Origin of the sequence: Rhodococcus sp. ABRD24 (assembly GCF_004328705.1) — a bacterium.
Taxonomy (GTDB): domain Bacteria; phylum Actinomycetota; class Actinomycetes; order Mycobacteriales; family Mycobacteriaceae; genus Prescottella.
This window is the reverse complement of the sequence record NZ_CP035319.1, coordinates 334,810-357,478: the sequence shown is the minus strand read 5'-3', so window position 1 is coordinate 357,478 and position 22,669 is coordinate 334,810. Positions and strand designations below refer to the sequence as shown.

General features: G+C 67.2%; 27 protein-coding genes. 20 read left to right on the top strand and 7 right to left on the bottom strand.

Annotated elements, in window-relative coordinates:
• Positions 1-13: 13 nt before the first annotated feature.
• Together ERC79_RS01550 and ERC79_RS01545 are read right to left on the bottom strand one after the other, a co-directional pair.
• Complete coding sequence (locus ERC79_RS01550) at positions 14-439, bottom strand: DUF6325 family protein (protein ID WP_131575128.1); 426 nt, start codon at positions 437-439, stop codon at positions 14-16.
• Between the two features lie 87 nt (positions 440-526).
• A complete protein-coding gene (locus tag ERC79_RS01545) occupies positions 527-1,156 on the bottom strand; it encodes a TetR/AcrR family transcriptional regulator C-terminal domain-containing protein (protein WP_131575126.1) in 630 nt (209 codons plus the stop codon).
• Positions 1,157-1,311: 155 nt separating this feature from the next.
• Here ERC79_RS01545 and bioB point away from each other — a divergent pair, with 155 nt between their 5' ends.
• The 3 genes from bioB to ERC79_RS01530 are packed head-to-tail and all read left to right on the top strand — an operon-like array spanning position 1,312 to position 3,199.
• Complete coding sequence (bioB, locus tag ERC79_RS01540; protein ID WP_131575124.1) at positions 1,312-2,325, top strand: biotin synthase BioB; 1,014 nt, start codon at positions 1,312-1,314, stop codon at positions 2,323-2,325.
• The gene (locus ERC79_RS01535; RefSeq protein WP_207390405.1) at positions 2,322-2,549 is read left to right on the top strand and encodes a hypothetical protein; all 228 of its coding nucleotides are present in this window, start codon (positions 2,322-2,324) and stop codon (positions 2,547-2,549) included. The genes bioB and ERC79_RS01535 overlap by 4 nt, the downstream gene beginning before the upstream one ends.
• Before the next feature lie 35 nt (positions 2,550-2,584).
• Entirely contained in the window at positions 2,585-3,199 is a 615-nt protein-coding gene (locus ERC79_RS01530) for a DUF2567 domain-containing protein (protein ID WP_131575122.1), read from the top strand.
• A gap of 83 nt (positions 3,200-3,282) precedes the next feature.
• Here the strand turns inward: ERC79_RS01530 and ERC79_RS01525 are convergent, their stop codons facing one another.
• Positions 3,283-4,197: a LysR family transcriptional regulator gene (locus ERC79_RS01525; protein ID WP_131575120.1), complete on the bottom strand. Its 915-nt coding sequence runs from the start codon at positions 4,195-4,197 to the stop codon at positions 3,283-3,285.
• 95 nt (positions 4,198-4,292) lie between these two features.
• Between ERC79_RS01525 and mqo the strand changes: the two genes are divergently transcribed.
• Both mqo and ERC79_RS01515 read left to right on the top strand, forming a co-directional pair.
• Positions 4,293-5,783 carry a malate dehydrogenase (quinone) gene (mqo, locus tag ERC79_RS01520; protein ID WP_165497198.1) on the top strand — a complete coding sequence of 497 codons (1,491 nt, stop codon included), beginning with the start codon at positions 4,293-4,295 and terminating at the stop codon, positions 5,781-5,783.
• Between the two features lie 166 nt (positions 5,784-5,949).
• A complete protein-coding gene (locus tag ERC79_RS01515; RefSeq protein WP_242676829.1) occupies positions 5,950-7,236 on the top strand; it encodes an HNH endonuclease signature motif containing protein in 1,287 nt (428 codons plus the stop codon).
• 3 nt (positions 7,237-7,239) lie between these two features.
• On the opposite strand, the gene ERC79_RS01510 is transcribed toward ERC79_RS01515, so the two are convergent.
• Positions 7,240-7,974 (bottom strand): NUDIX domain-containing protein, encoded by a 735-nt coding sequence (locus ERC79_RS01510; protein WP_131575114.1) that lies wholly within the window; start codon positions 7,972-7,974, stop codon positions 7,240-7,242.
• A gap of 103 nt (positions 7,975-8,077) precedes the next feature.
• Here ERC79_RS01510 and nadA point away from each other — a divergent pair, with 103 nt between their 5' ends.
• The 14 genes from nadA to ERC79_RS01445 all read left to right on the top strand — a co-directional run bounded on the left by nadA (position 8,078) and on the right by ERC79_RS01445 (position 19,664).
• The gene (gene nadA / locus ERC79_RS01505; protein WP_131575112.1) at positions 8,078-9,109 is read left to right on the top strand and encodes a quinolinate synthase NadA; all 1,032 of its coding nucleotides are present in this window, start codon (positions 8,078-8,080) and stop codon (positions 9,107-9,109) included.
• Positions 9,109-10,686, top strand: a complete 1,578-nt coding sequence (locus tag ERC79_RS01500; protein ID WP_131575110.1) for an L-aspartate oxidase — start codon at positions 9,109-9,111, stop codon at positions 10,684-10,686. Before nadA ends, ERC79_RS01500 begins: the two co-directional genes overlap by 1 nt.
• Positions 10,683-11,546, top strand: coding sequence for a carboxylating nicotinate-nucleotide diphosphorylase (gene nadC / locus ERC79_RS01495; protein WP_131575108.1), 864 nt, complete (start codon positions 10,683-10,685; stop codon positions 11,544-11,546). Before ERC79_RS01500 ends, nadC begins: the two co-directional genes overlap by 4 nt.
• A gap of 97 nt (positions 11,547-11,643) precedes the next feature.
• Complete coding sequence (hisD, locus tag ERC79_RS01490) at positions 11,644-12,966, top strand: histidinol dehydrogenase (RefSeq protein WP_131575106.1); 1,323 nt, start codon at positions 11,644-11,646, stop codon at positions 12,964-12,966.
• Entirely contained in the window at positions 12,963-14,093 is a 1,131-nt protein-coding gene (locus ERC79_RS01485; RefSeq protein WP_131575104.1) for a histidinol-phosphate transaminase, read from the top strand. Before hisD ends, ERC79_RS01485 begins: the two co-directional genes overlap by 4 nt.
• Before the next feature lie 15 nt (positions 14,094-14,108).
• Positions 14,109-14,723, top strand: coding sequence for an imidazoleglycerol-phosphate dehydratase HisB (gene hisB, locus ERC79_RS01480; protein WP_131575102.1), 615 nt, complete (start codon positions 14,109-14,111; stop codon positions 14,721-14,723).
• Between the two features lie 2 nt (positions 14,724-14,725).
• Positions 14,726-14,878: a hypothetical protein gene (locus ERC79_RS22880; RefSeq protein WP_165497023.1), complete on the top strand. Its 153-nt coding sequence runs from the start codon at positions 14,726-14,728 to the stop codon at positions 14,876-14,878.
• Positions 14,878-16,032: an MFS transporter gene (locus ERC79_RS01475; protein ID WP_131575100.1), complete on the top strand. Its 1,155-nt coding sequence runs from the start codon at positions 14,878-14,880 to the stop codon at positions 16,030-16,032. The genes ERC79_RS22880 and ERC79_RS01475 overlap by 1 nt, the downstream gene beginning before the upstream one ends.
• Positions 16,029-16,664: an imidazole glycerol phosphate synthase subunit HisH gene (gene hisH, locus ERC79_RS01470; RefSeq protein WP_131575098.1), complete on the top strand. Its 636-nt coding sequence runs from the start codon at positions 16,029-16,031 to the stop codon at positions 16,662-16,664. Before ERC79_RS01475 ends, hisH begins: the two co-directional genes overlap by 4 nt.
• A gap of 49 nt (positions 16,665-16,713) precedes the next feature.
• Positions 16,714-17,448, top strand: coding sequence for a bifunctional 1-(5-phosphoribosyl)-5-((5-phosphoribosylamino)methylideneamino)imidazole-4-carboxamide isomerase/phosphoribosylanthranilate isomerase PriA (priA, locus tag ERC79_RS01465; protein WP_131575097.1), 735 nt, complete (start codon positions 16,714-16,716; stop codon positions 17,446-17,448).
• Between the two features lie 15 nt (positions 17,449-17,463).
• The gene (locus ERC79_RS01460) at positions 17,464-18,297 is read left to right on the top strand and encodes an inositol monophosphatase family protein (protein WP_131575095.1); all 834 of its coding nucleotides are present in this window, start codon (positions 17,464-17,466) and stop codon (positions 18,295-18,297) included.
• On the top strand, positions 18,294-19,067 hold the full coding sequence (gene hisF / locus ERC79_RS01455) for an imidazole glycerol phosphate synthase subunit HisF (protein WP_127916561.1): 774 nt from the start codon (positions 18,294-18,296) through the stop codon (positions 19,065-19,067). Before ERC79_RS01460 ends, hisF begins: the two co-directional genes overlap by 4 nt.
• Complete coding sequence (gene hisI, locus ERC79_RS01450) at positions 19,064-19,411, top strand: phosphoribosyl-AMP cyclohydrolase (RefSeq protein WP_131575093.1); 348 nt, start codon at positions 19,064-19,066, stop codon at positions 19,409-19,411. The genes hisF and hisI overlap by 4 nt, the downstream gene beginning before the upstream one ends.
• 73 nt (positions 19,412-19,484) lie before the next feature.
• The gene (locus ERC79_RS01445) at positions 19,485-19,664 is read left to right on the top strand and encodes a 2-hydroxymuconate tautomerase family protein (RefSeq protein ID WP_131575091.1); all 180 of its coding nucleotides are present in this window, start codon (positions 19,485-19,487) and stop codon (positions 19,662-19,664) included.
• On the opposite strand, the gene ERC79_RS01440 is transcribed toward ERC79_RS01445, so the two are convergent.
• From ERC79_RS01440 to ERC79_RS01430, 3 genes are all read right to left on the bottom strand, one after another.
• Positions 19,612-20,361: a transglutaminase family protein gene (locus ERC79_RS01440; protein WP_131575089.1), complete on the bottom strand. Its 750-nt coding sequence runs from the start codon at positions 20,359-20,361 to the stop codon at positions 19,612-19,614. The genes ERC79_RS01445 and ERC79_RS01440 overlap by 53 nt on opposite strands.
• Positions 20,362-20,441: 80 nt before the next feature.
• Positions 20,442-21,230 (bottom strand): AraC family transcriptional regulator, encoded by a 789-nt coding sequence (locus tag ERC79_RS01435; protein ID WP_131575087.1) that lies wholly within the window; start codon positions 21,228-21,230, stop codon positions 20,442-20,444.
• Positions 21,231-21,255: 25 nt separating this feature from the next.
• Entirely contained in the window at positions 21,256-21,750 is a 495-nt protein-coding gene (locus ERC79_RS01430) for a MarR family transcriptional regulator (protein ID WP_131580639.1), read from the bottom strand.
• Between the two features lie 151 nt (positions 21,751-21,901).
• On the opposite strand from ERC79_RS01430, the gene ERC79_RS01425 reads away from it, so the two are divergent.
• Entirely contained in the window at positions 21,902-22,669 is a 768-nt protein-coding gene (locus ERC79_RS01425) for a class III extradiol ring-cleavage dioxygenase (RefSeq protein WP_131580638.1), read from the top strand.

Sequence of the window (22,669 nt, the reverse complement as noted above, 5' to 3'; positions counted from 1 at the left end):
GTTCTCCTGTTTTCTAGAGTGCTGCTTCGACGGCGGCGAGTACCGCGTCGCGGGGAATCTGGACGTGCAGTGCGACTTGGCCACCCGCGTCGCGGACCGTCGACGCGAACTGCCGGGCCCAGGTCTCCTCGTAGACGATGATCGCCGCCGACGTGCCGGGTTCGAGCGAGTCGCGCACGACGTCGAGATCCTCGTCGCTGATGAGGGACTTCGCCTCGATCGACAGGATTGCCAGACCGACCTCGTCGAGATCCTCGTCGACGTCCACCTGGGTGACGTTCCCGTCGGCGTCCTTGGCGAGATAGACGAGGTCGAGCAGTGTGACGTATCCGCGGTCGACCACGTTCTGCAAGGCCGCGACTGCGGCGTCGCTCACCCGTGTCCCCGGGAATGTCAGCACGACGAGTTCGACCGGTCCGATGTTCAATGTGTCACCCATGTGTTCGAGCCTGCCATCATTGGCGCTTGAATGCTCGCCGATTCGCCGGATGGCGTGGTCGGTGCGGGAACCAAGTGGTGATGGCCTTCAGCCGTGCACGGCCGACTCGCCGATTCGGGCACGAATGCCGTCGATGAACAGTGCGAGACCGAAGTCGAAGCGCACTGCGGGATCGCCGTCGAGCAGGTCCTCGTCCGGTCCGATCTCGGCAGCGGTCTCGGCGTCGGGGGAGACGGGAGCACGGGTGAGTGCACCCATGGCTTCCATCTGCGCGCGGGACTGCTCGTCGACAGTCTGACCGAGGACGAAGTAGAGCAGCGTGTAGGCGGCGAGTTCGGCGTGTGGACCGGACAGGCCGGCCCGGACGCCGGCGCCGACGAAACTCTCGCGAGCCAGATTCGATGTCATCCGTGACGCGTACGTGGCGGCCACCAACTCGGCGCCGTCCCGGTGCGCGAGCAGCGCGTCCCGTAGGCGGTGCGCCAGTTCGGCGACGCCATCGTCCCATCGGGCTGACGCAACCGGAGCGTCGACGCCCTCGAGGATGCGGTCAGCCATCGCGCCGAGCAATGTCTGCTTGTTCGGGAAATGCCAGTACAGGGCGCCGGGCTGCACGCCGAGGGAGGTAGCCAGTCGGCGCATCGTGAGATCGGCCAGCCCGTACTCGTCCAGGATGGCCATGGCGCCGTCGAGGACGTCCCCGCGTCGTAGCTGCACTGCAGTTCTCCCCGAATCGATGGTGGCTGTCCTTTGACACTATTCCACCGCAGATCTAACGTGAACGCCGTCCAACTTGTACGGTGTTCAATTCGGGCACCGATCACGCTTCGAATCTCGGCTCGACCGGGATTGTTCGAACCCGAGGAGTTGCAGTGACCCAGGCCCCCGCGCGGACCGACATTCTCGAAATTGCCCGTGATCAGGTGCTCGAACGTGGCGAGGCGCTGTCACAGGACCAAGTGCTCGAGGTGCTGCAGCTCTCGGATGAGCGTCTCGAGGATCTGCTCGCGCTCGCCCACGACGTGCGGATGAAGTGGTGCGGGCCGGAGGTCGAGGTCGAGGGCATCATCAGCCTCAAGACCGGCGGCTGCCCCGAGGACTGCCACTTCTGCTCGCAGTCGGGCCTGTTCCAGTCACCCGTGCGGGCTGCCTGGCTCGACATCCCGAGTCTCGTCGAGGCCGCCAAGCAGACCGCGAAGACCGGCGCGACCGAGTTCTGTATCGTCGCCGCCGTCCGCGGGCCCGACGAGAAGCTGCTCGCCCAGGTTGCGGCCGGCATCGAGGCGATCCGCAACGAGGTCGACATCCAGATCGCGTGCTCGCTCGGCATGCTCACTCAGGAGCAGGTCGATCAGCTCGCCGCGATGGGCGTGCACCGTTACAACCACAACCTCGAGACTGCGAAGTCGTACTTCCCGAACGTCGTCACCACCCACACATGGGACGAGCGCTGGGACACCCTGCGCATGGTCCGCGAGGCCGGTATGGAGGTGTGCTGCGGCGGCATCCTCGGCATGGGTGAGAGCGTCGAGCAGCGGGCCGAGTTCGCCGCGAACCTCGCGGCGCTCGAGCCGGACGAGGTGCCGCTGAACTTCTTCAACCCGCGGCCCGGCACACCGTTCGGTGACCTCGACGTGCTGCCTGCGAGCGAGGCCTTGAAGTCGGTGGCGGCGTTCCGTCTCGCGCTGCCGCGCACCATTCTGCGCTTCGCAGGCGGACGCGAGATCACCCTCGGAGACCTCGGTGCCAAGCAGGGCATGCTCGGCGGAATCAATGCCGTCATCGTCGGCAACTACCTGACCACGCTCGGGCGTCCAGCGGAGAGTGACCTCGACCTGTTGGTGGACCTCGAGATGCCGATCAAGGCTCTCAACGCCACGCTGTGAGTGGCATCGAGGCGGCGGACGAGCGCTACAACGTCTATACCGGCAGGCGGGTCCTGACCGGTGGCGACGACACAGTCCCTACCGCCGCGCAGCTGGGGCTCGAACCACCGCGGTTCTGCGAGCAGTGTGGTCGACGGATGATCGTCCAGGTCAGCCCGGACGGCTGGTGGGCGAAGTGCTCACGTCACGGCGTCACCGACTCTGCCGAGCTCGGACGCAGGTAACGTCGCGGGTTGTGAAAACTCGACGCCGCCCCGAGATGAGCGCGACCCTGCGGATCGTGTGGTCGCTCGTCGCGGCTGGCGGGCTGTCCGGTGTCGTCTGGGCGTTTCTCGCGCCGCCCGAACGGATGCTCGTGGTCGCCGAGGACCGCGGGGTGGTGCTCACGACCGAGAGCCTGCACCAGTTCGATTCGATCGCCATCTTCGCGGGAATCGGCCTCGTGGTGGGTGTGCTCTCGGCCGTAGCCGCGTGGGGAGTGCGTCGCGCCCGTGGACCCGCGGTGCTGGCCGCCTTGGTATGCGGTTCGGGTATCGGGGCAACCCTTGCCGCGCTGGTCGGCATGGGTGTTGCGCGTCTGCGGTATCCCAAGCCCGACGCGCCGGTGATCGGTGACATTCTGTCTGCTGCACCGGGGCTGGTGACTCCGCTCGTGCTCATCCTCCAGCCGCTGGCGGCCGCGCTGATCTATCTGCTTCTGGTCTCACTCAGTCCGCACGACGACCTTGGCGTGGGTGATCCGGATCACGAAGTCGCCCTGGACGATCGAGTTCGTGTCGAGGGTGCGAACACTGTGAACACCGTGACACCCGTGTGTGCCGTCGGCGCGGAGGAAATGAACGGCGTAGTCGACGACGAAAGCAGCAAGCGCTGAACCGGTGTGGGTAAGGGTGTAGCTGGAGTCGTCCGCGGAGCCGACGTGAGATCGACGTGCACCTGACCTGAGGGTCGGACTTGCTACGAGCCTGCATTCCCGATGAATGCGCCTGCGCGCGTAGCGATGTGAGTGCGTAGCCGGTCCACCGCCGGGGTCGGGCGGTGGCTACCGCCGGCGAGTCCGATGTCCCGCTGGGGCACTCCTGACAGGGGGATGCTGACCAACTCGGGGTGCGGGGTCTCGGCTGCCGGTAGCAGGGCAACGCCGAGGCCGTGGGCAACGAGTGCTCGGATCGTCTCGAACTCGGTGATCTCGAATGACACCCGAGGAGCGAATCCTGCTTCGGCGCAAGATGCGTCGAGGGTGCGCCGCAGGTGGTAGGACGGCGGACTGGCGATGAACGACTCGGCGGTGAGTTCGGCGAGTTGTATCCGCTTCCTGCCGGCAAGCGGGTGGGTACGTGAGACGTGCAGGAAGAGGCGCTGGCGTCCGAGCACGGTCGCAGGCAGGTCGTCGGGTGGCGGGATCATCACCGCCAGATCCAGACGGCCGTCGCGCACCATCTCGGCGAGCGCGTCCCCGTGGGCTTGCGTCAGGTGTAGCCGGATCCGCGGTGCGATGGTGTGGAACTCGGCGAGCAACGACGGGATGCTCACCGGCCCCAGCGTGAGTGGAAAGCCGAATCGTACGAGTCCGCTCTCCGGATCGGCGTTGCTACGCACCACCGCGACCGCGTCGTCGAGTGCTCGCACGAGGCTGTGCGTACGTTCGAACAGTTCCCGGCCCTGGGTGGTGAGGGCGATCCGGCGACCGACCGGTTGGAACAGCGGAACCCCCAATGTCTTCTCCAGCGTCTTGAGGCGCCGACTGAGCGAAGACTGTGGGACGCCGAGGAGATCGGATGCGCGGGTCACGTGTCCTTCTTCCGCTGCTGCGTCGAAGGCGGCGAGCAACGGCGCTATCGCCTCGATTTCGGCGGACATGAATTCATCCATTTATGGATGATAAGCGAAACATATTCTCATTGGACGGATGATTTGGGTCGGCGCAGTCTTGTGTCACACCAGTGAGGAGAGGGCGTGGCATGGACATGATCGGCGGCGGAGGGACAGGCGGAGGGATGGACGACGAGGTGCTCGACGTGGTTCTTGTCGGTGGCGGCATCATGTCCGCGACCCTCGGTGCACTGCTGGCAAGGCTGCAGCCCGACTGGTCGATCGCGTTGCTCGAGCGTCTCGGCGAGCTGGCCGGGGAAAGCTCGAACGCATGGAACAACGCCGGGACCGGCCATTCCGGGCTGTGTGAACTGAACTACATGCCCGACCCCGGTGATCCCGCCAAGGCTGAAGGTATCGGACGGCAGTTCCAACTCTCCCGGCAGTTCTGGGCGGCGCTCGCCGAGGACGGTGAGGTGCCTGACCCCGGCTCGTTCATCAACTCCACACCACACATGGACGTCGTTTTCGGAGAACGCGACGTCGCTTATCTGCGTGAGCGATACGACACCCTGCGGCAGCTGCCGTTGTTCTCGGCGATGCAGTACACCGAGGACCCGGCGAAGATTCGGGAGTGGGCGCCACTGATCATGGACGGTCGCCGTGGAGCCGAGCCGGTCGCGGCGACGCATTACGAGGCCGGCACCGACATCGACTTCGGGGCGCTCACCCATGCCCTCGTCCGGACGATGGAGGGCCGTGGCGCGCATGTGCGAACCGGTCACGAAGTGACTTCCTTGACGCGCGGGGGAGACGGTATCTGGGTCGTCGGGGGCCTCGATCGGCATTCCGGACACAGCTTTCGGATGAAATCGCGTTTCGTCTTCGTCGGCGCGGGTGGCTACGCTCTCAAGCTCCTGCAGAAGGCTCGGATCCCGGAGGTGCGCGGATACGCGGTCTTCCCGATCGGCGCCCAGTTCCTGCGGACCGACGATCCGGCCGTCGTCGGCCGGCACGACGCGAAAGTGTATGGCCAGGCCGCAATTGGAGCTCCGCCGATATCGGCACCTCATCTCGACAAGCGCATCGTTGACGGCAAGCAATCGTTGATGTTCGGCCCCTACGCCACTTTCAGTACCAGGCTGTTGAAGCACGGTAGGCTCACCGATCTGTTCACGACCATCCGCGTCCGCAACGTTGTGGTGTTGCTTGCCGTCGGTGTTCAGAACCTTCCACTGGTGCGCTATCTGATCGGGCAGTTGCTTGCATCGCGACGACGTAAGTTCGGGCAGTTGCGGCATTTCCATCCGGGCGCTGACCCGGCTCACTGGCGGGTTGTGCAGGCGGGCCAACGTGCCCAGCTCGTCAAGCCGCACCCGCGCAGGATCGGAGTTCTGACCTTCGGAACGGAGGTTGTCGTCGGTGCGGACGGAACTATCGCCGGGCTGCTCGGTGCCTCGCCCGGCGCATCGGTCGCCCCACCGCTGATGGCCGAGGTTCTGTCGAGGTGCTTCCCACAGCAATGCGATCGGTGGGAGCCGCTGTTGCGCAGAATCATGCCGGGAATCGACCTGACCGACGACGCGGGCCAGCGCGCTGTCGACAGCAATCTCGACCGCACTGGGCGCAGCCTGGGCCTGGCGTAGTCGCCGAGTGGATACCCCGCGGGATTTCGCCAATTCGTGCGTGCGTGCGACGGAGGTATCCGGTAGTGTAGAACGCATGTTCGATACGGGGGGATTGTCTACGGAGGTAATCGCAGACGACCGCGGCAGCGGTGTCGTTGTGCTACGTGCATTCCTGGACCAGCTGATGACGCTGGATCGAAATATCGGCGACGCGACGAAGATCGACCTGCTGCGGGCACTCGAGGAACTGAAAGCCGGGTGCGCGGCGGCGCAAGCGAGGGTGGCGGCCGATCTCGATGTTTCTGTGCGCGCGGGTAGAGCGGCACGCGGTGTGCCGTCGGCACAACAGGGTCGCGGCATCGCGTCGGAGGTGGCCTTGGCTCGCCGGGTGTCGCCACACAACGGTGGTCGGCATCTCGGTCTTGCCAAGGCGCTGGTAGACGAGATGCCGCATACCCTGGCGTTGCTGGAACGAGGGATTCTCAGCGAGTGGAGAGCCACGATCCTCGCCCGCGAAACTGCGTGCCTCTCGCGCGAGGATCGCGCGGCCGTGGACAAGGAACTGTGTGCGGATTCGGCTACGTTGGACGGTCTTGGGGACCGCGCCATCGCGGCACGGGCCAAAGCGCTTGCTGTGCAACGGGACGCCGAGGCGATCGTCCGGCGAGCACGGAAGGCGAAATCGGATCGACGAGTGACCTCGCGGCCGGCGCCGGACACTATGGGCTATGTCACAGCGCTACTGCCCGTGGCGCAGGCGGTCGCGGTGCATGCGTCGCTGGCGCGAGACGCGGACTCGATCCTCGCCCGCGGTGACAGCCGGTCGCGATCGCAGATCATGGCGGACTTGCTCGTAGATCGAGTGACGGGGGTGTCCGCGGCCGGGGCGGTGCCGGTAACCGTCAATCTGGTGATCTCGGACGAGAGCCTCCTGGCCGGGGGAGCGGAGCCGGCGCATCTGATGGGATCCGGGCCGATCCCGGCCGGGATCGCTCGGCAGTGGATCACCAATGCGGCTGACGACGGTCGGGCAACACTGCGTCGTGTCTATGCCTGCCCCAGCTCTGGCGCGCTCACGGCCGTCGAATCGCGATCGCGTTGCTTCCCGGAGGGGCTGGCTCGGCTGATCGACCTGCGAGACCGGACCTGCCGCACGCCGTGGTGCGATGCCTCCATCCGTCATCGCGACCACGTTCGGCCCCATGGAGAGGGTGGTACCACCTCGACGGATAACGGTGCGGGGCTGTGCGCAGGCTGTAACTACGCCAAACAAGGTCTCGGTTGGTCCGCGAGTGTCTGCCGGGGGCGTCGCGGACGGTCGGTATTGCATGTGGTGAATCTGCGGACGCCGACGGGGCACCGGTACCGATCGACGGCACCGCCGTTGCCGACTCCGCTACCCACGGCAGGCGTTGCAGTGCGGGAGTCGACCATGGAGAACGTCCTCGTCGAGTATCTGCGAGTTGCGTGAAGATCAGACCGGTGGCCGTAGGGCGGCAAACTCGTCCGTCACACGCAGCCGGGTGTCCGTGAAGCGGTACAGGGCGGCGGGCCTGCCACCGGTCCGTCCGGGGGGTGCCGTGCTTCCGGTTGCGATGATGACTCCTCGCCGAGTCAGCACCCTCTGTAGGTTCGTCGTGTCGACCTGATATCCCAATGCGGCACAATAGATTTCACGCAGTGTGGACATCGTGAACTCGTCCGGCGCGAGTGCGAAGGCGATGTTGGTGTAGGACAGCTTTGCGGCGAGCCTGGTGCGTGCGTGTTCGACCACGGTGCCGTGGTCGAACGACATTGACGGTAGGGCGGAGACGGGGTGCCATGCGGTGTCGGGCGGCAGCTGCGGGTCCGCCGGAAGCGGGACCAGTCCGAGGTAGGTCGATGCGATCCGGCGCGGCCCCGGTACCCGGTGCGGGTCGCTGAAAACCGATAGCTGCTCGAGGTGTGCCACATCGCGCACGTCGACTTTCTCTGCGAGCTGGCGTCGCGCGGAGGTTTTGAGGTCCTCGTGGTCGCCCAGGGTTCCGCCGGGTAGTGACCACGTGCCTTTCTCGGGGTCGAGTGCGCGCTGCCACAGCAGCACCATCAACTCGTCGGTTCGGCAACAGGAATCGCCGTGATGGCCGTCACCTGCGGCGATTGTTCCCCCGGGGGTTCGAACCTGGAACACCGCGGTGAGCACTTCGTGAACGGTGCTACCATGTGTCATGTTTTCGATCCTAAGTCGAAAACCTCGATTTCGGAAATTCGGGCCAGCCCGCCCGGGTTGTAGTGACGGAGCTGTAAACGAGCTTCGCGAAGAAGGAGTGGCCATGACATCGACGTTGTGGGCGGGTGCCGGAACGATCCAGGACGGCCCCGGTGGATACACCGGCGTCGAGGCCGGACCCGAGTGGGCGGCGGAGGTGCGTCGTCTGGCGAAGGAACGCAACGCCACGATCCTGGCGCACAATTACCAGCTGCCCGAGATCCAGGACGTCGCCGACCATGTCGGTGACTCGCTCGCGCTGTCGCGGATCGCCGCAGAGGCCGAAGAGGGCACGATCGTGTTCTGTGGCGTCCACTTCATGGCCGAGACCGCCAAGATTCTCAGCCCGGAGAAGACAGTGCTGATCCCGGACGAACGGGCCGGCTGCTCGCTCGCCGACTCGATCACCGCGGATCAGCTCCGAGAGTGGAAGGCCGAATACCCCGATGCGGTGGTGGTGTCGTATGTCAACACCACCGCCGAGGTGAAGGGGCTGACCGACATCTGCTGCACGTCGTCCAATGCGGTCGACGTCGTTTCGTCGATAGACCCCGACCGCGAGGTGTTGTTCCTGCCGGACCAGTTCCTGGGCGCCCACGTCAAGCGGGTTACCGGCCGGACCAACATGCAGATCTGGGCGGGTGAGTGCCATGTGCACGCCGGCATCAACGGCGATGAGCTGACTGCCAAGTCGAAGTCGCATCCGGACGCCGAACTTTTCGTGCATCCCGAGTGTGGCTGCGCCACGTCCGCGCTCTACCTCGCCGGCGAGGGCTTCGTTCCCGCAGACAAGGTCAAGATTCTCTCGACCGGAGGGATGCTCGACGCCGCCCGTGAGACCGGGGCCAAGCAGGTGCTGGTCGCGACCGAGGTGGGCATGCTGCATCAGCTGCGCAAGGCGGCGCCGGGCGTCGATTTCCAGGCCGTCAACGACCGTGCGTCGTGCCCTTACATGAAGATGATCACCCCGGCAGCCCTGCTGCGCTGCCTGGTCGAGGGCAAGGACGAGGTCAACGTTGCTCCCGATGTCGCCGAGCGTGCCCGCACGTCCGTTCAGCGCATGATCGAGATCGGGAATCCCGGCGGCGGGGAGTAATGACCGCGCGCGCGGAGAGTGGCGGCGTGGTGTGGGAGGCACACGCCGACCTCGTGATCGTGGGGGGTGGCGTCGCGGGACTGACCGCGGCTCGCACCGCGATATCGCGCGGACTGCGGGTCCTGGGCGTCAGCAAGGGCGGAGCGACCGACACCGCGACGCAGTATGCACAGGGCGGCATCGCTGTCGTAGGTGACGGGCGGACCGATTCGGTCGACTCCCACACAGGTGACACGTGCACGGCCGGCGCCGGGCTGTGCGACGAGTCCGCGGTGCGGTCGATCGTGTCGGCGGGCAAACAAGCCGTCGCGTCTCTGATCGCGGTGGGTGCCGCGTTCGACACCGGATCCGACGGAGTCGTCTCGCGCACCCGAGAGGGCGGGCACAGTACGCGCCGCATCATTCATGCCGGCGGCGATGCAACCGGCGCCGAGGTGCAACGAGCCCTCAACGCTCTGGGGCTGCCGATGCTGCACGGCGCCGCCGCTGCGCGGGTCACGACGGATGCGCGGGGCGTCACCGGGCTGATCGTGGTGTCCGAGCACGGACTGGGCGTCATCCACGCACCAGCCGTCGTGCTCGCGACTGGAGGGCTCGGCCAGCTGTACGCGTGTAGCACCAATCCATCAGGCGCCACCGCGGACGGCATCGCGCTCGCCCTCGAGGCCGGTGCGACCGTCACCGATCTCGAGTTCGTCCAGTTCCATCCCACGGTTCTGTACACGCCCAACGGGATCGGGCGACGCCCGCTGATCAGCGAGGCGGTCCGGGGGGAAGGCGCGCGACTGGTGGACGCCGATGGTCGCTCGGTTACCGAGGGCATCCACCCGCTCGGGGACCTCGCGCCGCGTGACGTGGTCTCGCGGGCGATTGCGCAGCGGCTGCGCGAGAGTGGCGGTGACCACGTGTACCTCGACGCGCGAGGCCTGAAGGGGTTCGCGCTGCGGTTCCCGACGGTCACCGCGTCCTGTCTGGCGGCGGGAATCGATCCGTCGGCTCAGCTCATTCCGGTGGCGCCGGCAGCTCACTACTCGTGCGGCGGTGTCGCGACGGACGTACACGGGCGAACCGAGGTGCCGGGCCTCTACGCGGCCGGCGAGGTGGCCCGGACTGGGCTGCACGGCGCCAATCGCCTCGCGTCGAACAGCCTGCTCGAGGGGCTCGTCGTCGGCGAACGGGTCGGTCATGCGGCCGCTGAACGTGCCGACATGTCAGTCGAGGCAACTGATCTGCTCCTTCCGTTCCGGCCGCGCGCCGCGCGGGAGCGGGTGCAGTCGCTCATGACCGCGCACGCGTCGGTCGTGCGCGACGGCGACGGACTGGACGCGGCGGCAGGTGAACTCGCACGATGTGGGGTTGCGGTGGCAGGGGACGGCCGCGCGCTCGAGGACACTGCGCTCACGGTCGCCGCATCCGCGCTGGCACTGGCCGCATCCGCTCGGCGAGAGAGCCGCGGCTGCCACACCCGAACCGACTATCCCGACTCGTCCGACGAGTTTCGCCGCAGCTTCGCGGTGCGACTCGGCCGCGACGGTGACCTGGAACTACCCGAACTGCAATCGACAGGAGCACGATGACCGCGTTGGACCGACTCGATCCGCTGGAGACGCTCGCGCTGGTGCGCACTGCGCTCGACGAGGACCTGCGGTACGGCCCGGACGTGACATCGGTGGCGACTGTGCCCGAGGGCGCCATTGCCGAGGCGTCGGTGGTGTCGCGCGCGGCCGGAACCGTCGCGGGCATCGACGTGGGACTCATGGTGCTCGACGAGGTGATCGGTGCCGGCAACTACGAGGTGCTCAGCCGCGTCGACGACGGCACTCGCATCCAGCCCGGTGACGCGGTTCTCACCGTGGCCGCGCCGACCCGTGTCCTGCTCACGGCCGAGCGAACGATGCTGAACCTGATGTGCCACCTGTCCGGCATCGCGACTGCTACATCAGCGTGGGTCGATGCGGTCGAGGGAACCGAGTGCAAGATCCGCGACAGCCGAAAGACACTGCCCGGTCTGCGTGGCCTGCAGAAGTACGCGGTCCGGGTCGGCGGGGGCGTCAACCATCGAATGGGTCTCGGTGACGCCGCCCTGATCAAGGACAACCATGTGGTGGCTGCGGGCTCGGCCGTCGCGGCATTGCGGGCCGTTCGGGCCGCTGCACCCGGCATCGAATGCGAGGTGGAGGTCGACAACCTCACGCAGTTGGACGAGGTGCTCGCGGAGAATGCCGAACTGGTTCTGCTGGATAACTTTCCACTGTGGCAGACGCAGATCGCGGTGCAGCGACGCGACACCGTCGCGCCGAGTACCAAGCTCGAGTCCTCGGGTGGGTTGACGCTGGATGTAGCCGCGGACTACGCCGGCACCGGCGTCGACTACCTCGCGGTGGGCGCATTGACCCATTCGGTCACCGTGCTGGATCTCGGATTGGACATGCTCTGACCACCCCACGTAGCGCACAGGTGGGGCCGGAACGTAAGTAACTTGCACCCATCCCGGATAATCGGTGTAAACCCCAGTTCTCCAGAGAGGACCTCTCATGCTTGCCCGCACCGACCTTCGCGGTCGTACCCCATCCACCGCTGAGCTTCGAGGCGCCCTGCCTCGCGGCGGAGTGGACGTGGACGCGGTGCTGCATCAGGTCCGTCCCGTCGTCGAGGACATCCGTGACCGTGGTGCGGAGGCGGCCCTCGATTACAGCGAGAAGTTCGACGGTGTCCGGCCCGGCGCCGTCCGCGTGCCGCAGGCCGAGTTGGATCGCGCGCTCGCCGAGCTGGACGCCGATGTCCGTGCCGCGCTCGAGGTCGCGATCGAGCGGACCCGCAAAGTGCACGCCGATCAGCGCCGCACCGACACCGTCACCGAGGTCGTTCCCGGCGGTATCGTCACCGAGCGCTGGGTCCCGGTCGAGCGCGTCGGCCTGTACGTACCGGGCGGCAACGCGGTGTACCCGTCCAGCGTCGTGATGAACGTCGTCCCGGCGCAGGCCGCGGGCGTCGAGTCGCTCGTCGTCGCCTCCCCGCCGCAGTCCGCCTTCGGTGGCCTGCCGCACCCGACAATCCTGGCCGCCGCAGCACTGCTCGGTGTCGGCGAGGTGTGGGCGGTCGGCGGTGCGCAGGCCGTGGCGCTGCTCACCTACGGTGGTACCGATACCGACGGTGCAGAGTTGACGCCCGTCGACCTCATCACGGGTCCCGGCAACATCTTCGTCACCGCCGCCAAGCGACTGTGCCGCGGCCTGGTCGGCATCGACGCCGAGGCCGGTCCCACGGAGATCGCCATCCTCGCCGACCACAGCGCCGATCCGGTGCACGTGGCCGCCGACATGATCAGCCAGGCCGAACACGACGTCATGGCCGCTTCCGTGCTGGTGACCACCAGCACCGAACTGGCAGATGCTGTCGACGCCGCGCTGGCGGCACAGCTCGAGCTCACCAAGCACCGCGAGCGGGTCGAGACGGCGCTGCGCGGGAGCCAGTCCGGCACCGTCCTGGTCGACGATATCGAGGCCGGGCTCAAGGTCGTCAACGCCTACGCCGCCGAGCACCTCGAGATCCAGACCGAGGACGCGTCCGCCGTCGCGGCGCAGGTGCGATCCGCCGGAGCGATCTTCGTCGGCCCGTGGGCTCCGGTGAGCCTCGGCGACTACTGCGCCGGCTCCAACCACGTGCTGCCCACCGCGGGCTGCGCGCGGCACTCGTCGGGTCTGAGCGTGCAGACGTTCCTGCGCGGCATCCACGTGGTCGACTACTCCGAGGCGGCGCTGAAAGATGTTGCCGGTCACGTCATCACGCTCGCCAACGCCGAGGACCTCCCGGCCCACGGCGAGGCTGTGCGGCTGCGCTTCGAGGCTCTCAAGTGAGCGCCGGGGTCGTCCCTGGATCGGCCGTCGGTATCGACGATCTGCCCGTCCGGGAGAACCTGCGCGGTCAGTCCCCGTACGGAGCGCCGCAGTTGACGGTTCCCGTGCAGCTCAACACCAACGAGAACCCGCACCCACCGTCGAAGTCGCTCGTCGACGACGTCGCCGAGGCGGTGCGCGCCGCGGCCGCGAACCTGCACCGCTACCCGGACCGGGACGCGGTCGCATTGCGCACCGACCTGGCTGAGTACATGAGCCGGCAGACCGGTGTCGCACTCGACGTCTCCAACGTGTGGGCGGCCAACGGCTCCAACGAGGTGCTGCAGCAGCTGTTGCAGGCCTTCGGCGGGCCGGGACGTACGGCGATCGGTTTCGTCCCGTCCTACTCGATGCACCCGCTGCTGGTCACCGGCACGCAGACCGAGTGGGTCCCCGCGCCGCGGCGCGAGGACTTCTCGCTCGACGTGGACACCGCGGTGCAGGTGATCGTGGAGCGCCGGCCCGACATCGTCTTCGTCACCAGCCCCAACAACCCGACCGGGCACAGCATCGGCCTCGAAGATCTGAAGCAGATCCTCACGGCGGCGCCGGGGATCGTGATCGTGGACGAGGCGTACGCCGAGTTCTCCTCGATCCCGAGTGCGGTGAGCCTGATCGACGAGTTCCCGACCAAGCTGGTGGTGAGTCGTACGATGAGCAAGGCGTTCGCGTTCGCCGGTGGCCGGCTCGGCTACCTCGTTGCGGCTCCGGCATTCATCGACGCAATGCTGTTGGTGCGGTTGCCGTATCACCTGTCGGTCGTCACGCAGGCGGCCGCGCGGGCGGCGCTGCGGCACGCCGATGAGACGTTGGGCAGTGTCGCGGAGCTGGCGTCCGAGCGTGACCGGGTGAGTACGGAGCTGTCGGCGATGGGCTATACCGTGGTCCCGAGCGATGCCAACTTCATCCTGTTCGGGCTCTTCGAGGATGCCGCCCGGACGTGGCAGCATTACCTCGACGAGGGTGTGCTCATCCGCGACGTCGGTATTGCCGGTCACCTGCGAGCCACTGTGGGTCTGGCTGCCGAGAATGACGAACTGCTGCGCATCAGCAGGAAGCTGGCCTCCACCGAATTGAAGGGCTTGTGATGACGAAGGACTGTGATGAGTGATCGGATCGCGCGGGTGGAGCGGACCACCAAGGAGTCGAGCATCGTCGTCGAGCTGAACCTCGACGGGACCGGGAACGTCTCTGTGTCGACGGGTGTCCCGTTCTTCGACCACATGCTCACCGCCCTGGGCTCGCATGCCAGCTTCGACCTCAACGTGCAGGCGAAGGGCGATGTCGAGATCGATGCCCACCACACCGTCGAGGACACCTCGATCGTGCTGGGGCAGGCGCTCGGTCAGGCGCTCGGCGACAAGCGCGGTATCCGACGCTTCGGCGATGCTTTCATCCCGATGGACGAGACTCTCGCCCACGCGTCGGTGGACGTATCCGGTCGCCCGTACTGTGTACACACCGGTGAGCCGGAACACATGCTGCACAGTGTGATCGGCGGCTACCCGGGCGTGCCGTACTCGACCGTGATCAACCGGCACGTGTTCGAGTCGATCGCCCTCAATGCGCGCATCGCGTTGCACGTGCGGGTGCTGTACGGCCGCGACCAGCACCACATCACCGAGGCCGAGTTCAAGGCCGTCGCCCGCGCGCTGCGCGAGGCCGTCGAACCGGACCCGCGGGTGACGGGCATTCCGTCGACCAAGGGTGCACTGTAGGCATGGATACCGTCCTCACCTACATCCTGTTCCTCGGCGCCGGTTTCGCCATCGGTGGCGTGTATGCGTTGTGGAAGGTGAACAAGCTGGCGTCGGGCGTGCTGTCGGCCCTTGCCGTGCTGGCCGCTGCGGCGGGGATTCTCCGGCTGATCTGATGCGCGAACTCCTGCGAACTCGCGGGATCCTGGTAGCTCTTCTCATGGGCGCCACCACCTTCGGTGGTTGGACGCTGCTGTTGCCTGTGGTCCCCCTCGCGATCGCCGATGGGGGTGGTTCGAGCACGGCTGCCGGAGCATCGACGGCGGTGTTCATGGCGACGACGGTCGTGACGCAGTTGCGTGTGCCGTCGTTGCTGCGCAGCCGTGGGTACCGAGCCGTGCTCGCTGCAGGCTGCCTGCTGCTGGGGCTGCCGTCGCTGGGCTTCCTGTTGAGTACGGCGACCGCACCGGCGCTTGCGATTTCGGCGGTCCGGGGTATCGGCTTCGGTCTGGTGACAGTGGCCGGGATCGGGCTGCTCGCCGAGTTGGCGCCGCGCAATCTGCTTGGCCGGGTGACCGGCGCCAACGGTGTGGCGGTCTCGTCGGCCCAGATGCTGGTGCTGCCCTTGGGGCTCGGCCTCTATCAGGCGGGACACTTCACTGCGGTGTACCTGCTAGGCGCAATCATCCCGCTGCTGTCCCTGGTGTCGATCTTCCGGCTGCCGGTCGTGCCGAAACCTGGTCTGCCGGCCGGGCGTAAGGGGCTGCCCGTGCAGGTGCTGTTGGTTCCGTGCCTGTCGATGCTGGTGGTGGCGGCCACCTACGGTGGGGTGTCCTCCCTGCTTCCGATCGCGACCGAAAACCGCGCTGCCGTGGCTGGTTTCGCGCTCTCGGCGTCGGCGGGCGCGATGCTGCTCGGCCGTTATGGCGCTGGCGTGATCGCGGATCGGCTCGGTGCGGGCCGCACCACCGTGCCGGCGCTGCTGATCGCGGCGGTGGGCACGGCGGTGCTCGCGTTCGCGGTCGCCGGGCACGTCGGCGATATCGGCCTCGTGGTCGGTGCGATGACCTTCGGGCTGGGATTCGGCGCGGTACAGAACGAGTCCCTGCTGGTCCTGCTCGCGTCCGCGGGCCGGGACCGGGTCGGGGCCGCCAGTGCCGCCTGGAACGTCGCATACGACGGCGGCACCGGTGTCGGGGCGCTCGCGCTCGGTGCGGTGGCGACGTCTGTGGGATATCCGCCGGTGTTCGTCGTCGCGGCGGTTGCGGTTGTCGCGGTCGTCCCCGTGGCGGCGGTCGCCCGGCTGCGCCCCGATAGAGTCCAGGCATGACCGCACGCAAGGTTGCTCTTCTCGATTACGGCTCCGGAAATCTGCATTCGGCCCAGCGCGCCCTCGCGCGTACCGGCGCCGAGATCGAGGTGACATCGGACCCCAAGATCGCGCTCGCTGCCGACGGCCTCGTGGTGCCCGGTGTCGGAGCTTTCGCGGCGTGCATGGAGGGCCTGCTCGGTGTCCGCGGCGATCGGATCATCGGCCAGCGGCTCGCGGGCGGGCGCCCGGTACTCGGCATCTGCGTCGGTATGCAGATCCTGTTCGAACGTGGCGTCGAGTTCGGTGTCGAGGCCGAGGGCTGCGGTGAGTGGCCCGGCACCGTCGAGAGACTCGAGGCCGACGTGCTGCCGCACATGGGCTGGAACACGGTCGAGGCACCCGAGGACAGCACGCTGTTTGCCGGAATGGCTCCGGATACCCGCTTCTACTTCGTCCACTCGTACGGCGTGCGCAGGTGGGAGTTGCCACCGTCGGAGATCATCGCGCCACCGCGGCTGACGTGGGCCGAACACGGCTCGCGTTTCCTCGCTGCCGTCGAAAACGGTGCGCTCTCCGCCACCCAGTTCCATCCGGAGAAGTCCGGTGACGCCGGTGCGCAGCTGTTGGAGAACTGGGTCCGCAGTCTGTGACCCGCGCCCCGGGCGAAGGCTCGGGAGGGCACCTACTAGGATCGGCGCAGTGAGCCTGGTCCTTTTGCCTGCTGTAGATGTCGCCAACGGTGAAGCTGTTCGCCTCGTTCAGGGAGAGGCGGGGAGTGAGACCAGTTATGGTGCGCCCCGCGACGCCGCCCTGGCGTGGCAGAACGACGGAGCCGAGTGGGTCCATCTGGTTGATCTCGATGCTGCCTTCGGCCGCGGCTCCAACCGTGAGCTGCTTGCCAGCGTCGTCGGCGAGCTCGACGTCAAGGTGGAGTTGTCCGGTGGAATCCGTGACGACGACTCCCTCGAGGCCGCCCTCGCGACCGGCTGCGCGCGTGTCAACCTCGGCACCGCCGCCGTCGAGAACCCGGACTGGTGCGCCCGCGCCATTGCCAAGCACGGCGAGCGCATCGCTGTCGGCCTCGACGTCAAACTGATCGACGGCGACTATCGCCTGCGAGGCCGTGGCTGGGTCTCCGACGGCGGTGACCTGTGGGAGGTCCTCGAGCGCCTGAACCGTGACGGCTGCTCGCGCTACGTCGTCACCGACGTCAGCAAGGATGGCACCCTCACCGGTCCGAACCTCGAACTCCTGAGTCAGGTCTGCGCGGCCACCGACGCACCCGTCGTCGCATCGGGCGGCGTCTCCACGATCGCCGACCTCGAGGCCATTGCCGGTCTCGTCGGTGAGGGCGTCGAGGGATCGATCGTCGGAAAGGCTCTCTATGCAGGACGATTCACGCTTCCCGAGGCCCTCGCCGCGGTCTCGCGCTAGGAATCGGCCGTCGCGATGAGCCCGCTCCGGGACCCGCTCGAGCTGCTGGCGATCGCGAGCGACGTCCTCGACGGTGCCCGGGACCGGTTCGTTGCGGGGCTGGGCGCCCCGAGCGCGGTTCGTAAGGGGCCCAACGATTTCGCCACGGCGGTCGATCTGGAACTGGAAGGGACGATCTCCGGGGAACTCGAGCGCCGCACAGGCATCGAGGTGCACGGTGAGGAATTCGGTGGGCCCGAACTCGCCGACGGTGACGTCTGGATCCTCGATCCGATCGACGGCACGTTCAACTATTCGGCGGGCCTGTCGACGGCGGGCATGCTGTTGGCGCTGCTGCGCGAAGGCGTTCCCGTGCTGGGGTTGACGTGGCTGCCGCTGACGGGTGAGCGGTTCGCGGCTGCCACGGACGGGCCGGTGTACCGCAACGGAATCGCGTTGCCGCCACTCGAGCCGAGCTCGCTCTCGTCGGCGATGATCGGGTTCGGGGCGTTCAACATCGACAGTCGGGGACGCATCCCGGGCTCGTACCGCTTCGAACTGCTCGGTCAGCTGAGCCGGGTCTCGTCCCGGATCCGGATGCACGGATCCACAGGCGCCGACCTCGCGTACACCGCCGCCGGAATTCTCGGTGGTGCAGTCGTGTTCGGTCACCACGTGTGGGACAACGCGGCCGGTGTCGCACTCGTGCGGGCGGCAGGGGGTGTTGTCACCGATCTGCGCGGCGACGACTGGCAAATCGGATCCCGTTCGGTACTGGCCGCCGCGCCAGGCATACACGGCGAGCTGCTCGATATTCTCCATTCTCTGGGCGATCCGGAGAAGCGGCCTGAAGGAGGGCCTCCACAATGACTTTGGCTGTTCGAGTGATCCCGTGTCTGGACGTCGACGCGGGCCGCGTCGTGAAGGGCGTGAACTTCGAGAACCTTCGTGACGCGGGCGATCCCGTCGAACTCGCCGCGACCTACGACGCGCAGGGCGCCGACGAGTTGACCTTCCTGGACGTCACCGCGTCCAGCGGCGACCGGGGCACGATGCTCGACGTCGTCACCCGGACCGCCGAGCAGGTCTTCATTCCGCTCACCGTCGGTGGCGGTGTGCGGACCGTCGAGGACGTCGACCGACTGCTGCGCGCCGGCGCGGACAAGGTCAGCGTCAACACCGCCGCAATCGCCCGCCCCGAGGTACTGCGGGAGATGTCCGAGCGATTCGGGTCGCAGTGCATCGTGTTGTCGGTCGATGCGCGGACCGTCCCGGAGGGGCAGGAGCCCACCCCGTCGGGCTGGGAGGTCACCACGCACGGTGGCAAGCGCGGCACAGGCATCGACGCCGTCGAATGGGCCATCCGTGGTGCCGAACTGGGTGTCGGCGAGATCCTGCTGAATTCGATGGACGCCGACGGCACCAAGGCCGGGTTCGACCTGAAGATGATCCGCGCCGTTCGCGCCGCGGTGCACGTCCCGGTGATCGCCAGCGGCGGTGCAGGCGCCGTCGAACACTTCGCTCCAGCCGTCGAGGCCGGTGCCGATGCGGTGCTCGCGGCCAGCGTGTTCCACTTCGGGGACATGACGATCGGGGACGTCAAGGCGTCCATGCGCGCAGAAGGGATCACCGTCCGATGAGTCTCGATCCGTCGATCGCCGCCCGCATCAAGCGAAACGAGGCCGGACTGTTCAGTGCCGTAGCCCAGGAGAAGTCCACCGGCGACATCCTCATGGTTGCGTGGATGGACGACGAGGCCCTCGCTCGCACCCTCGAGACCCGCAAGGGCACCTACTACTCGCGCTCGCGTCAGCAGTACTGGGTGAAGGGCGAGACCTCCGGCCACACGCAGTATGTGCACGAGGTGCGGCTCGACTGTGACGGCGATACCGTCCTGCTGATCGTCGATCAGGAGGGCGCCGCGTGCCACACCGGCACCCACACGTGTTTCGACACGGACGTCCTCCTCGCCGCAGAGGGCTGACTCCTGGAACACCCGTTCAGCGTCAACCGGGGGTGGGGTCGGCGGGTCCCGGCCGATCGGTGAGAATGACGGCATGCCCTTGATTCAGATCAGCCAGATTTCCGGACTGACCGCCGCGCAGAAGCGCGAGACCATCGCCGCCGTCACCAAGGCCTATGCCGAGGCGACCGGTAAGGACGCGAGCTCGGTATGGGTCACCATCACCGAGGTTCCGCGCGAGCACTGGGGCGTGGGCGGCGAACCGCTGGGGTGATCGCGCATCCGCGAATCGAGGCGACCGTGCGGTTCATCAGGTGCCGGATCATCCGCTGGTACAACAGGTTCCGAAGTCCGGTGAGGTTGGTCCCGTGCTGTCGGTAGAACGCGTCGGGATCGTCGTACGTGCCGAGGTCACGGCTGACTCCGGTTTTCTGAATCGCGGTGTCGGTGCCGGTCCAGGCCACTGGCGGATCGCCGATGTCGTCGGTACCTGCGCCGTACCCGAGGAATGCGCCGCCCGGCGCGACCGTGTTGCGTAGCCCGGTCAGATAGTCGGCGTCCAGGATGACGCCCTCCAGTTCGACCCACCGGTCTCCGAACCGCACCTCTGCCCAACTGTGGAGGATGTTCCGAGGGGCCAGACGGTAGAGGATTCCGTCGACGATGCCCTTTTGCAGACGCTTGTCGATCGTGGCCCCGTGGAACCGGCAGGGCACCTCGACTGCCCTGAGTAGCGCCATCAGCAGCGTCGTCTTGGTATTGCACTGACCGTATCCGTCCGCCAGCACCAACGAGGCGGGCAGCGCGTCGGATGCGTTGTATCCGAAATCGATTTCGTCCCGGACGAAATCGTAGACCGCGCCGATGCGGGTTCCGTAGGGCAGATCGCGCCATCGGCGCTCCGCGATCAGCACCTGGATCGAAGGGCGGTCGTAGTCGAGGATGCGGGTGGGCTGTAGATGAACGTCCATGAAACCGAACGTAGGTCGCGCGGGCACCGGAGGGCTTGAACGCTCCGGCTGACCTTTCGGCGGATGGTTGCCCGGCCGGATCAGGTGGTGCTCTCGGGCCACTCCTCGCGGTCGAACGTCATTCCCAGAAGGGCGGAAGGGCTCAGACCGAAGTTGCCCTTGAACATTCGGCTCAAGTGCGAGGAGTCGCTGAACCCGGCCACGACCGCCGCCTGCGTCAGATTGTCGCCCGCCGCCACTCGCTCCGCGACGGTCCGCAGTCGGACCCAGAGCCCGTATCGTCGGAACGGTATGCCCACTTCGCGGGTGAACAGGTGGGTCAATCGTGAAGGGGAGAGGCTGGCCTCGGCCGCAGCACGTCCGAGTGTGGGCCGTGAACCCGAGTTTCGCTCCAGGTAGCGAAGCGCCGAGCGGACCGGCTCGGACAGGTGGATGGGCCGCTGCGGAACTGACGGGGAGACTGCCCGAACCAAGCGGTCGATGGTGGTCACGGCGTCTGGGTCGTCGGAGTGCTCAGTGACGATGTGTGTCAGCGCGTCCTCGAACTCCTTGCCGCGGCTTCGTTCACCGACAAGGCCGAGGCCACGGCCACGCGGCCCGAACGGCTCGACGAGGATCAGGAGCAGATCGCGAGAGTTGCAGCGCAATCGGTGCGGCAGCCCGCTCGGAACGATCGCGGCCGAGGTGCGGACGTCGACATCCTCGAGCTCGAGGATGAACGGCTCGTCCAGGGAGACAATTACCTGCACTGCGTGATGCGCGTGTCGATCCGCGTCGCCGCCGGCACCACGGTAGAGAACTGCCCCGGGCGTCAACGTGAGCCGGCCGCCCCACGGGAGGCGCGCAGGCGTCGTCCTCGCCATCGACATGGCAGCCACCGTCCTGTGATCCGCTCTAGGCCTTGCCTGTGCCTGCCGCGATGCCCTTGTCGAGTTGTTCGACGAGCGCCTTGCCGAGTGACGACAGCTGGGCCACCTGAGCGGAGTCGAGCCCCTCGAACACCAGCGCCTGAACGGTGTCGACGTGTCCGGGGGCGGCCTCGACCACTTTGTCGTACCCGTCGTCGGTCAGGACCGCGAGCGCTCCGCGTGTGCCCGCGACCGTCTCCCGGATCGCCCAGCCCCGCTTCTCGAGTCGCGTGACGACGTGCGAGAGACGCGAGAGCGACGCGTTGGCCTGCTGCGCCAGATCGGACAGCCGCAACCGCCGATCGGGCGCTTCGGAGAGCAGGGCGAGCACGAAGTACTCGAAATGGGTCAGTTCGGAGTCTCGCTGCAACTGCGTGTCCAGCGCCGCAGGCAGACGGGTCACCAGGGACACGAGTGTTCGCCAGGCCTCCTGCTGGGTGCCCGTGAGCCACTTGGTCTCGGTGCTGTCCTGCGCGCCCATCGGGTCCTTCTCCGATCGCTGAATGTCGGTGTGCAGGTACCAGCGTGTCAAACCCGTGCCGCCGACGCCGGGGCGGGGAACTGCCACACGGCTGGCGGCGTAAACTCATCTGTTAAGTTGAAGCTTCAACAAAGGAGTATCTGTGACAGACATGCCGGCAATCTTCCTCAGTCACGGTGCGCCACCGCTGGTGGACAGTGAGCGCTGGGTGTCCGAGCTCGCGCAGTGGTCCGCGGACCTGCCGCGCCCGAAGGCGATCCTCGTCGTCTCGGCCCATTGGGAGGCGGCGCCGCTCACGATCGGTGCCACCGCGACCGGAACACCCCTCGTGTACGACTTCGGCGGCTTCCCGCGTCGTTTCTACGAGGTCACCTACCGCTCGCCCGGCGCCCCGGAACTGGCCCGGCAGGTCGCGGCCCTCATGCCCGACAGCGAACCGGTGTACCACCAGCTCGACCGTGGTCTCGACCATGGCGCGTACGTACCGCTGACCGTCATGTATCCCGACGCTGACATCCCGGTGCTGCAGATCTCGATGCCGACGCTCGATCCAGCGCGGTTACTCGAGCTCGGATGCCGGCTGCGCCCGCTCCGCGAGCAGGGTGTCCTGATCATCGGCTCGGGATTCACCACGCACGGGCTGCCGTTTCTGCGCGACCCATCGCCAGATGCCACCGCGCCGGGATGGTCCGCCGAATTCGACGCCTGGGCGGGGGAGCGGCTGGCTGCCGGTGACGTCGACGCGCTCGTCGACTTCCGGTCGAAGGCTCCGGGCATGCCCTTCGCGCACCCGACGATCGAGCATTTTGCGCCGCTGTTCGTCACTCTCGGGGCATCGAACGATCCGGAGCAGGAGCCGCAGCAGGTGATCGACGGGTTCTGGATGGGGCTGGCCAAGCGTTCCATCCAGGTGGCCTGA

What these genes read in the sequence shown, in the direction of transcription:
- ERC79_RS01550 (WP_131575128.1), bottom strand. Translation starts at nt 439, where the DNA reads ATGGGTGACACATTGAACATCGGACCGGTCGAACTCGTCGTGCTGACA.
- ERC79_RS01530 (WP_131575122.1), top strand. Translation starts at nt 2,585, where the DNA reads ATGAGCGCGACCCTGCGGATCGTGTGGTCGCTCGTCGCGGCTGGCGGG.
- ERC79_RS01525 (WP_131575120.1), bottom strand. Translation starts at nt 4,197, where the DNA reads ATGGATGAATTCATGTCCGCCGAAATCGAGGCGATAGCGCCGTTGCTC.
- mqo (WP_165497198.1), top strand. Translation starts at nt 4,293, where the DNA reads ATGATCGGCGGCGGAGGGACAGGCGGAGGGATGGACGACGAGGTGCTC.
- ERC79_RS01515 (WP_242676829.1), top strand. Translation starts at nt 5,950, where the DNA reads ATGACGCTGGATCGAAATATCGGCGACGCGACGAAGATCGACCTGCTG.
- ERC79_RS01510 (WP_131575114.1), bottom strand. Translation starts at nt 7,974, where the DNA reads ATGACACATGGTAGCACCGTTCACGAAGTGCTCACCGCGGTGTTCCAG.
- nadA (WP_131575112.1), top strand. Translation starts at nt 8,078, where the DNA reads ATGACATCGACGTTGTGGGCGGGTGCCGGAACGATCCAGGACGGCCCC.
- ERC79_RS01500 (WP_131575110.1), top strand. Translation starts at nt 9,109, where the DNA reads ATGACCGCGCGCGCGGAGAGTGGCGGCGTGGTGTGGGAGGCACACGCC.
- nadC (WP_131575108.1), top strand. Translation starts at nt 10,683, where the DNA reads ATGACCGCGTTGGACCGACTCGATCCGCTGGAGACGCTCGCGCTGGTG.
- hisD (WP_131575106.1), top strand. Translation starts at nt 11,644, where the DNA reads ATGCTTGCCCGCACCGACCTTCGCGGTCGTACCCCATCCACCGCTGAG.
- hisB (WP_131575102.1), top strand. Translation starts at nt 14,109, where the DNA reads ATGAGTGATCGGATCGCGCGGGTGGAGCGGACCACCAAGGAGTCGAGC.
- ERC79_RS22880 (WP_165497023.1), top strand. Translation starts at nt 14,726, where the DNA reads ATGGATACCGTCCTCACCTACATCCTGTTCCTCGGCGCCGGTTTCGCC.
- ERC79_RS01475 (WP_131575100.1), top strand. Translation starts at nt 14,878, where the DNA reads ATGCGCGAACTCCTGCGAACTCGCGGGATCCTGGTAGCTCTTCTCATG.
- hisH (WP_131575098.1), top strand. Translation starts at nt 16,029, where the DNA reads ATGACCGCACGCAAGGTTGCTCTTCTCGATTACGGCTCCGGAAATCTG.
- ERC79_RS01460 (WP_131575095.1), top strand. Translation starts at nt 17,464, where the DNA reads ATGAGCCCGCTCCGGGACCCGCTCGAGCTGCTGGCGATCGCGAGCGAC.
- hisF (WP_127916561.1), top strand. Translation starts at nt 18,294, where the DNA reads ATGACTTTGGCTGTTCGAGTGATCCCGTGTCTGGACGTCGACGCGGGC.
- hisI (WP_131575093.1), top strand. Translation starts at nt 19,064, where the DNA reads ATGAGTCTCGATCCGTCGATCGCCGCCCGCATCAAGCGAAACGAGGCC.
- ERC79_RS01445 (WP_131575091.1), top strand. Translation starts at nt 19,485, where the DNA reads ATGCCCTTGATTCAGATCAGCCAGATTTCCGGACTGACCGCCGCGCAG.
- ERC79_RS01440 (WP_131575089.1), bottom strand. Translation starts at nt 20,361, where the DNA reads ATGGACGTTCATCTACAGCCCACCCGCATCCTCGACTACGACCGCCCT.
- ERC79_RS01435 (WP_131575087.1), bottom strand. Translation starts at nt 21,230, where the DNA reads ATGTCGATGGCGAGGACGACGCCTGCGCGCCTCCCGTGGGGCGGCCGG.
- ERC79_RS01430 (WP_131580639.1), bottom strand. Translation starts at nt 21,750, where the DNA reads ATGGGCGCGCAGGACAGCACCGAGACCAAGTGGCTCACGGGCACCCAG.
- ERC79_RS01425 (WP_131580638.1), top strand. Translation starts at nt 21,902, where the DNA reads ATGCCGGCAATCTTCCTCAGTCACGGTGCGCCACCGCTGGTGGACAGT.